This is a genomic window from Chitinophaga sp. (assembly GCF_035564935.1).
GTDB lineage: Bacteria > Bacteroidota > Bacteroidia > Chitinophagales > Chitinophagaceae > Chitinophaga.
Map to the genome: position 1 here is coordinate 23,868 of NZ_DATMTE010000922.1, position 6,985 is coordinate 30,852.

Annotated in this window: 6 protein-coding genes; 5 read left to right on the forward strand and 1 reads right to left on the reverse strand. The window is 48.7% G+C overall.

Annotation, left to right across the window (positions count from 1 at the left end; translation table 11 throughout):
* Positions 1 to 19: 19 nt before the first annotated feature.
* The gene (locus VN105_RS24100; RefSeq protein ID WP_325645039.1) at positions 20 to 721 is read left to right on the forward strand and encodes a 16S rRNA (uracil(1498)-N(3))-methyltransferase; all 702 of its coding nucleotides are present in this window, start codon (positions 20 to 22) and stop codon (positions 719 to 721) included.
* Here the strand turns inward: VN105_RS24100 and VN105_RS24105 are convergent.
* The gene (locus VN105_RS24105) at positions 715 to 1,740 is read right to left on the reverse strand and encodes a quinone-dependent dihydroorotate dehydrogenase (RefSeq protein WP_325645041.1); all 1,026 of its coding nucleotides are present in this window, start codon (positions 1,738 to 1,740) and stop codon (positions 715 to 717) included. The two genes, VN105_RS24100 and VN105_RS24105, sit on opposite strands and share 7 nt — an antisense overlap.
* 118 nt (positions 1,741 to 1,858) lie before the next feature.
* Between VN105_RS24105 and VN105_RS24110 the strand changes: the two genes are divergently transcribed.
* The 4 genes from VN105_RS24110 to VN105_RS24125 all read left to right on the forward strand — a co-directional run.
* The gene (locus tag VN105_RS24110) at positions 1,859 to 2,377 is read left to right on the forward strand and encodes an RNA polymerase sigma-70 factor (protein ID WP_325645043.1); all 519 of its coding nucleotides are present in this window, start codon (positions 1,859 to 1,861) and stop codon (positions 2,375 to 2,377) included.
* 97 nt (positions 2,378 to 2,474) lie between these two features.
* Positions 2,475 to 3,452 (forward strand): FecR domain-containing protein, encoded by a 978-nt coding sequence (locus VN105_RS24115; RefSeq protein ID WP_325645045.1) that lies wholly within the window; start codon positions 2,475 to 2,477, stop codon positions 3,450 to 3,452.
* A gap of 50 nt (positions 3,453 to 3,502) precedes the next feature.
* Positions 3,503 to 6,145: a TonB-dependent receptor gene (locus tag VN105_RS24120; protein ID WP_325645047.1), complete on the forward strand. Its 2,643-nt coding sequence runs from the start codon at positions 3,503 to 3,505 to the stop codon at positions 6,143 to 6,145.
* 10 nt (positions 6,146 to 6,155) lie between these two features.
* The coding region (locus tag VN105_RS24125; protein WP_325645049.1) for a DUF4249 domain-containing protein at positions 6,156 to 6,985 on the forward strand (830 nt) is incomplete at its 3' end.

Consider the following 6,985-nt stretch of genomic DNA (forward strand, 5'->3'; position numbering starts at 1 on the left):
GGAGATTTAAAACCACCGTATGTCAGTTTTTTACGCGCCGGAAATACAGCTGGATGCTACAGCATATACTATGAATGAGGATACATCCAAGTATTGTATCCAGGTGCTTCGTCATGAAAAGGGCGATGAAGTGATGCTGGCGGATGGACGCGGCCATAAATTCACCGCGGTGATTACAGACGATAACCGCAAGAAATGCGTGGTGAAGATACAATCATACGAAACGGTGCCTGCGCCTGGAAGGGCATTGCGGATCGCTATCTCTTTTACGAAAAATGCGTCGCGTATAGAATGGTTCCTGGAAAAGGCCACGGAAATTGGTATCCAGACTATTATCCCGCTGGTGAGCCAGCGTACGGAGAAAGAAAAGATAAAGCCGGAGCGGCTGCAGAATATCCTGGTATCGGCTATGCTGCAGTCGCAGCAGTTTTATTTACCGGAGCTGCAGGAACCGCAGGCGTTTGATAAACTGGTGAAGAATAATAAAGACCCGCAACGATTCATTGCACATTGTTTACCGGAGCAGAAAACCCCGTTGCAACAGGTGATGCAGGCGGGGAAAGATACTATTATACTGATCGGACCAGAAGGAGATTTTACCCCGGAAGAGATAAAACTGGCGCTGGAAGAAGGTTTTATGCCCGTGTCGCTGGGCGATACCCGCCTGCGTACAGAAACGGCGGGTATGGTGGCAGTAACGCTGATGAATGCCGGTTACTGACGTAGGCCGGCACAGATCTTTTTCACAATAGCAGGACCTTCATAAATAAAACCGGTGTATACCTGTACCAGTGCGGCACCGGCGTCCAGCTTTTCCTGGGCGTCTTCCGCGGTGAAAATGCCTCCCACTGCAATAATGGGAATACTGCCCTGGCTATGGGTATGAATATAACGGATCACTTCCGTTGCTTTCTTTTTTACCGGCAAACCACTAAGTCCACCTGCGCCGATATCATTCACTTCCGCAGCAGGCGTTTTCAATCCCGCCCTGCTGATAGTGGTGTTAGTAGCTACAATGCCCGCCAGCTTTGTTTCCTTTACAATTTCAATGATATCATCCAGTTGTTCGGTGGTAAGATCCGGCGCTATTTTAAGTAAGATAGGTTTTGGTTTTACTTTCTGGGAATTAAGTACCTGCAGATGATGCAGCAGTTGTTTTAACGGCTCTTTTTCCTGCAGGGCGCGGAGATTAGGTGTGTTGGGAGAACTTACGTTCACCACAAAATAATCTACGCCGTCAAATAAGGCATGAAAGCATTTTTCATAGTCGCTCACCGCTTCTTCATTCGGGGTCAGCTTATTTTTCCCGATGTTGCCGCCTACGATAATATTGGATTTTTTGCGTTGCAGCCTTTTCGCGGCAGCAACAGCCCCTTCGTTGTTAAAGCCCATGCGGTTAATAAGGGCCTTATCTTCCGGCAGGCGGAACAACCGTGGTTGTTCATTACCCGGCTGGGCCAGCGGCGTTACTGTACCTATCTCCACAAAACCAAAACCCAGGCAGGTGAGTTCATCAATATACTTCGCATCCTTGTCGAAACCGGCTGCCAGTCCTACCGGGTTAGAAAATTTAAGCCCGAATACTTCGCGTTCCATGCCTTGGGTTTTAACGCCGCAAAAGGCATTCAGGATATTTTTTCCCAGCGGTAACGAATAAAGTGTTTTAATACCACGCATTACAGTGTGGTGGATACTTTCCGGCGGATAGCGGAAGAGGAATTTTTTGATCAGGTTGTACATTGCGGGGACAAAGATAAGCATTACCCGGTTGGGAGCAAGAATGGGGGTGAATTTTGTGCATTGCGGGCCAAGACAAAATTCGTGTAAGTGAAAATCCTTCCTATATTTGCCCTTCATCATGCTTGAGCTCCAGACATTTGAAGCATTATTCAAGGAAAACCATGCTCATTGCCTGGCCTTTGCCACCCACTACACGGGGGATTCCCATGTAGCGGAGGAGATAGTACAACAGGTATTCCTGCGGCTGTGGGAAAAAAGGGATACTATCACCATTACAGGCCCGGTAAAAGCATATTTGTTTTCTGCTATCCGTAATACCGCCATCAGTCAGTGGCGCAAGGATGTTGTGCGTTCTGAAAAGGAGAACGGGTATGGGAAGGGCAGGGATACCACTGTTAGCGTGGGGGAAGAGGTGAAAGAGCTGGAGCGGCTGTACAGGCAGGCACTGGAAAGGTTGCCGGAGCGTTGCCGGGAGGTATTTATCCTCAGCCGGCAGCAGCATATGAAATATGCAGAAATAGCGGAGGCAATGAACATCTCCGTAAAAACAGTGGAAAACCAGATGGGCAAAGCATTAAAGATCCTCCACGAGGAATTGAAGGAGTACCTGCCATTGCTGACGGGTTTCCTGTTCTGAAAATATTTCCGGGCGCATAGGGGCATCGGTATTTCCCGTGCGTCTTATTAATATATTACCGCCCGAAGGGCGACGACTGTAAAACTTACAACAACAGATGACACCATCTTTTCCTAACGAGGCACTGCCCGACGAGGCGCTGTACACCTTGCTCTGCAAGTATCTGCTTGATGAAGCGGACGCGGAGGAGCGTGCGTGGGTGGAAGAATGGAAGGAAAGGGATCCTGGTAATATGGCCCTGCTGGTATCGCTGGGAAAAGTGCTGGATACAGCTGCTGCCAATGAAAAAACGGTGGCCGCAGATACCGGCTACGCCTGGTCGCAGCTCAGGGATAAAATAGATGACAAGCCGGTGTTGATTGCCGTTAAGTCCAAACCCCGCTTTACCTGGCTGAAAGTGGCCGCTGTGTTGCTGGTGGCTTTGGGCGCGGGATTATGGTTCCTTACCCGCAGCCAGCCCGACCAGGTATATGCCGGGCCGGTAAGCGCAGCTTTAAGCGATGGAAGCCAGGTACAGCTGTCGGACGGTGCGAAGCTGGCGCTTGCAAGGGGTTTCGGCAGCAGTAACCGGAAGGTGACACTCACGGGCGCCGCCAGTTTTGATGTACACGGCAGTGCGGAAAACCCGTTTGTGATCATACTTGGGTATAACGAAGTGAAAGTGCTGGGCACCCGGTTTATGATTAACTATGAACCCAATGCTGCCACACTGAAAGTACATGTTAGCAGCGGTAAGGTAATGGTGATCAATCATGATAAAAAAGACAGCGTATTGCTTACCGATGGTATGTTGCTGCAGAGCGACAATAACCGGCCCGCTTTCCGTATCGCATCTCATGTAACAGATATGGGCAAAAGGTCATTGTCTTTCCAGGATACGCCATTGGAAGAAGTATTGCATACCATTACCGAAGTATATGATATCAAAGTGGAAGTAATGGACACCGATCTGCTGAAACTCCCGGTGCGGGCCAACTTTACAGATGAGTCAACGGAAGAGGTGATGAAATCGCTGGCACTTATGCTGAATGCTTCATATGAAAAAGTAAACGACCGTCAATACAAATTAAAATAGGTTTTAGTTGTCAGCTAAAGCTGTAGTCACACTTTCAATTTAGCTATATTATGTCGTTAGCCTTAAAACTGCTGACGGGAATATTGATATTAAGTTTTCCCCTCTCCGCTTTTGGGTGGGACTGGCAAACAAGAGTAACGGTAGTAGTAAAAGATCAGCCCATTGAGGCAGTATGTGGATTACTGGAAAAGGAATATGGTATTCATTTTTCATACAGCAGGGAACTTGTTAACCTGTCCCGGAAAGTTACCTTAACCATCCATCAGCAACGTCTTAAAAAAGTACTGGATGAACTGTTTGCCCCCGATGATATCCGGTTTGCCCGTGTAGGCGAACAGATCGTGTTATCGCCTGCGCAACGCAGCAGCCGTACTATCAGCGGCTTTATCAAAGATGCGGTAAGCGGCGAGAACCTGATCGGCGCTACGGTGTATTCGCCTGTGCTCAAACAGGGCACTACCGCCAACCAGTATGGATTTTATAGTTTAACCACAGTAAAAGATACCAACAGCCTGGTGATTTCCTATATAGGCTACCAGCCTTTCGTGCAAAAGGTGGCGGCAAAAGGCAACCAGATGATCAATATTCACCTGCAGCCGCTGGGTAGTTTAAAGGAAGTAGTGATCAATGCAAAGGAAAATTTAAAGCTGCAGGAGCAAACCCAGATGAGTAAGCTAAACCTGAACACCTCTGAACTGCAGGCCATGCCCCGCTTACTGGGAGAGGTGGATGTAATGCGCACGCTGCAATCGCTGCCCGGTGTGAGCGGTGGGGCCGACGGCGCCGGCGGCCTGTATGTACGGGGCGGTGGCCCTGATCAGAACCTGGTGCTGATAGACGGTTCCCCGGTATTTAATTTCTCTCATTTCTTTGGCGTATACTCCCTGCTGAATGCCAATGTTGTAAAAACAACCGACCTGTATAAAGGCGCTTTCCCCGCGCGCTTCGGTGGCAGGATCTCTTCCGTGGTGGATATTGCCATGAAAGAAGGCGATATGAAAACATACCATGGAGATGCATCCATCGGGTTGATTGCAGCCAAGTTCAACATAGAAGGACCTATTGTAAAAGATAAAACCTCTTTCATGTTATCTGCCCGCCGCTCCTATCCCGATCTTTTATTGAATGCAGCCATGAAGTCTGATAATACGCTGGGCTCCGGCGGCGATTTCCAGGCGTTTTTCTATGACATTAATGCAAAGGTGAATCATATCTTTTCTTCCAAAGACCGTCTGTTCTTTAGTTTTTACCAGGGAGAAGATAACCTGTTACTGAAACAAACTGTTGACGACACCTCATATGCCAGCAACCCCTCGAAGTATGTTGGCGAGAAAATGAAATTTCATGTGGGCTGGGGCAACACCATTGCGGCTATACGATGGAACCACATCTATGGACCAAAACTGTTTTCCAACATCACACTGAATTATTCGCAGTACAAATTTTCCACGGAATTTGAACATAAATACACGCTGGCAGCTTCCGGCGAAAAGTCTGATGTATACGGAAAATACGGTTCCCGTATGGCCAACAGCGGCGGGCGCATAGATTTTGATTACCGCCCCGATCCCCGGCACTCTATTCGTTTTGGGGCCATCTCTACCATGCATAATTTCAAGCCTGGAAGCGCTGTATTTGAAGATAAAGACAGCCAGGTAACTCCCCTGGATACGCTGGATGAATCGCTGAAAGTAACCGGCCTGGAGTTGTCGTTGTACGCAGAAGATAACTGGCAGATAAAGCCCGACCTTTACGCAAGCATCGGTTTACACGCATCGGGTTTCCTGGTGGAAGGACGTTCTTATTTTTCGCTGCAGCCCAGGCTGGGACTGCGTTACCTGCTTCCCCGCAACTGGGCGGTAAAGGCAGCATATACCCATATGAACCAGTATATTCATTTGCTTTCCAGCAATGGTACTTCATTGCCTACTGATATATGGGTGCCTTCTACCCAGAATGTAGCGCCTATGTTCTCGAAACAGGTGGCTGCCGGTGTGGCAAAAACAACGGCTAACCTGAAGTATGAGTTCTCATTGGAGGGATATTTCAAATCCATGCATAACATGATTGAAAGCAGGGAAAACAACAGCATCCTTGTACCTGTTGAAACACGCTGGGATGAAAATGTAACAGTGGGTAAAGGCTGGAGTTATGGCGCGGAGCTGATGCTGCAGAAAAAGAAAGGAAGTACCACGGGATGGGTGGGCTATACGCTGGCCTGGTCTACCCGCCGGTTTCCGGGTATCAATAACGGGGAAATTTACCCCTACAGGTACGATGCCCGCCATGATATTGAACTGGTACTGGTGCAGCAGCTGGGGCCGCATTGGGAGTTTTCCGCTTCCTGGCATTTTAACAGCGGTATGCCGTTTACCTTACCGGTATCCGCTTATGCAGGTATAGAAGGCGCTTCACCCTGGGAGCCCGGTACCGGTAGTACCAGCATAGACAGGTACGATAACTGGAACAATTACCGGGGAGCAGCCGTGCACCGGCTCGATGTGGGCGTTACATGGAGCAAACAGAAAAAACGGTGGACCAGGAGCTGGAACCTGAGCGTGTTTAACGTGTACAACAGGAAGAATCCATATTACTATTATATCAGTGCAGATCCTGTGCAACAGCAACGTTATTTGTCTAAAGTAACTATCCTGCCAATATTGCCCAGTATTACTTATGCGATTAAGTTTTAAAGAGATGTATATGAAGTATTTTTTCGTAGGTGCGATCGGGTTATCCCTGCTGCTGGGCGCATGTGAAAAAAAGGAAGCGATCAGTTTGCCTTATGAAGGCGATAAAATTGTAGTGAACACGTTGATACAACCGGATAGCGTAGTATATATCCGGGTAACGCGCAGCGTGCCTTCCAGCGTGTATGACGACGCGGGGTATAAAGATATTCCCGGCGCAGCTGTAACCCTTACAGCAGGCGATGGATCGGTATGGCCCCTGCAAACACAGGTGATAAAAGGACTTTCCTATTATGTATCCGACCGCAAAGCAACACTGGGGCAGCAATACAAAGTTGCGGTAACGGCGCCCGGCCTGCAGGCAGTAACGGGCACGGATACCCTGCCGCCGGCGCCGTTGGCCTACAATGCCGGTGCACAGCGCAACAGCAGCCGGGTGCAGTTTACATTAAAAGACCATTCCGCTTCAACAGATTATTACCGGGTAAGGATCTATATGACGGATGCCGCTACCGGGCAGGGGGCTTTCCTGCTGTTCAGGCTGGATCCTGCCTTCAATAACAACCTGGCAGATTTTTTCTCAAAAGGCAACTACAACAGTCTGATCATGAGTGATGAACGCTTTAACGGAAAACAGGTAACCTTTGTATTGCAAACATCAGCGCCTATCATGAACGCCGGTGAAATAACCGTGGAAGTGAGCGCACTTACCTATGGCACTTACCAGTATTTCAATACTCTCCTGGCACAACGGGAGTCCGGTAATGTGATCACCGGTTCGCCGGTAAGAGTATTCAGTAATATAACAAATGGCTATGGCATTGTTGGGGGCATCAATACCAG